Source organism: Rhodococcus sp. (in: high G+C Gram-positive bacteria) (genome assembly GCF_049591685.1).
GTDB lineage: Bacteria > Actinomycetota > Actinomycetes > Mycobacteriales > Mycobacteriaceae > Rhodococcoides.
This window is the reverse complement of sequence record NZ_JBAWFH010000396.1, coordinates 1-2,155: the sequence shown is the minus strand read 5'-3', so window position 1 is coordinate 2,155 and position 2,155 is coordinate 1. Positions and strand designations below refer to the sequence as shown.

The 2,155-nt window shown below is 66.1% G+C and carries 2 protein-coding genes; both read right to left on the bottom strand.

The window, feature by feature from the left end; translation table 11 throughout:
* Positions 1 to 1,916 (bottom strand): cytochrome c oxidase assembly protein (locus WBQ44_RS16645; protein WP_495567779.1); only part of this gene is annotated, 1,916 nt, incomplete at its 3' end.
* Positions 1,913 to 2,155: heavy-metal-associated domain-containing protein (locus WBQ44_RS16640; protein ID WP_495567778.1), on the bottom strand; the 243-nt coding region annotated here is incomplete at its 5' end. The genes WBQ44_RS16645 and WBQ44_RS16640, both read right to left, overlap by 4 nt.

Below are 2,155 nucleotides of genomic sequence, written 5' to 3'. Positions count from 1 at the left end.
GCTTCGCGCTGGTCTTGACGGGCCCATTGGATGCCGAGGGCCACGATGACGATCACGAGCGGAAGCTCGCCGCCCGCCCACGCCACACCGCCACCGATGTACTGGGCGAGCATCAGATCGGGCCCCCACGGGGCATCCAGGGTGAGGTAGAAGTTCTCGGCGATGGGGGTCGACGCCATCATGAGGATCACGCCGAAGAAGGCGTGCAACGGCATGGCGGCCAGGACGAAAGCGAGCTTGCCGATCGGGGGAAGTGGGCGGGGCGGACGATCCACGCCGATGATCAGGCTGTAGAAGAGGTAGCCCACGATGAGGAAGTGGATGTTCATCGCTTGGTGCGCCCAGTGGAAGCGGATGATCTCCTCGAACAGTCCCGTGAGATAGAGGGCGTAGTACGAACCGACGTAGAGGATGAAGACCACGATCGGGTTGTACAGAATCTTCAGCGCCGGCCAGTGCAGCACCGAGGTGATCCACTCGTGCGGGCCGGAGGGTTCGTCGGGGCGATGCGATGTCGTCGCCCGAAGCAGGAGCGTGACGATGCCGCCCATCACCAACAGGACCGGCGCCAACATGTTCAGCGACATGTGGACAATCATGTGGATGCCGAAGTCCGACCCCGAATACACTCCGAGTCCCGAGCTCGTGGCGACACCGACGGTGACCCAACCGGCGACCCATGCAACCGTGCGTCCGATGGGCCAGCGGTCGCCACGGCGTCGCAGGCGCCGCACGGCGAGAAGGTAGACCGCGACAGCGGCGATGCCGACGCTCACCAGCAGGATGTTCGGTCGCCACGTCGTAGCCAGGGTGGCGAAGTCGGGGCCCTCGGTGAGTTCGAAGCCGAAGAACACCGTCATGATCGTGGTCGATGTGAAGTACTGGGGTGGGGGAACGTTTTCCATCGCCATTGTCAGTCCGAGAACGGCGCCCGCGAGGATCGAACCGGTGGTGAGCATTCGGACGAGGGTGGCGTCGGAGAGACGGCGACGTCGGATCCACCCGACCAGCAAGACCGCGCCGATGGCGGCCAGAGCGGCGGCGCGCGCCGTGAGCAGGAGAGCCGTCGGATTTCCTTCGCTGGGTCCGTTCATTTTGAACGGGATCAGGATCGCGTCGGCCAGCGCGGCGATCATCCACAGCGCACCGAGGGTGCCGAGCCCTCGCTGCAGGGTCGCTGGGCGGAGCAGACGTCCCGTCGCGACGCGTGCGCTTAGCACCCAGATGGTGCCGCAGAGTGCGCCGATCACGAGTGCTCCGACCGTTCCGGCATCCGAGCCGAAGTCGTGGTTCGCCCCCACGAGGATCTGGCCCACCACGACCGGAGCTATCGATCCGATCGCGCCGCACCAGAGAGGAATCAGCAGCGATCGCCAGGTGTCGGCGAACAGCAGAGCAAGCAGGGCGACGGTGGCCAGCAACGCACTGACGATCCATGCCTTCGGAAAATTGGAGGCGTCGATGAGGTGCGCGATCGCTCCGGGTTCGAGGATGCGTGCCAGGGGTTGCCCGTTCTTATCGGCGGCGTCGACGGCGATGAGTGCCGCCGACGAGAGCATCCACGTTCCTGCTGCGACCTGAGCCCACCGCAACTCGGGTGTGCCGTAGATCCGGTCGCGCTGGCGTCCGGGCGGTGCCAGCAGGAACAGCATCGTGAGGAGGCATCCGATCAGAACCCAGGCGGATGCGGTGGCCACCGTATGGGTGACGGTGGCGACGACGGTGGTCGCGTCGCCGGGAAAGCTCAGCGCGATCGACTCGTATCCGCGCGGACCGTACCGCAGCGCGACGGTCGTCGGCAGAGAGAACGCGAGAGCGACGACGACGAGAACTGCCGCCGCCACTGCCCCCCGACGCCGCGAGACGACGGGATGTCGATAGGCACGCAGTTCGTCCGTGGCGGTGGCTTCGGTCACGAGGCGACGCTGTAACCGACCTCGCGGATGGCCGCGTGGGCGGTCGTCTGGTCGAAGGCGGGGGTGTGCTCGACAAGCGCTGCGCCCTCATCGAGGGATACCACGACCGAGGTGACGCCGGCCACTTCGGTCAGGGCTTCCGTCACCGATGCCGTGCAATGTGCGCATGTCATCCCCGCTACCGGAATGCGTGTCGTCGTCACGGGATACTCCTCGAGTGCCGGTGTGTGCCTGGTCGC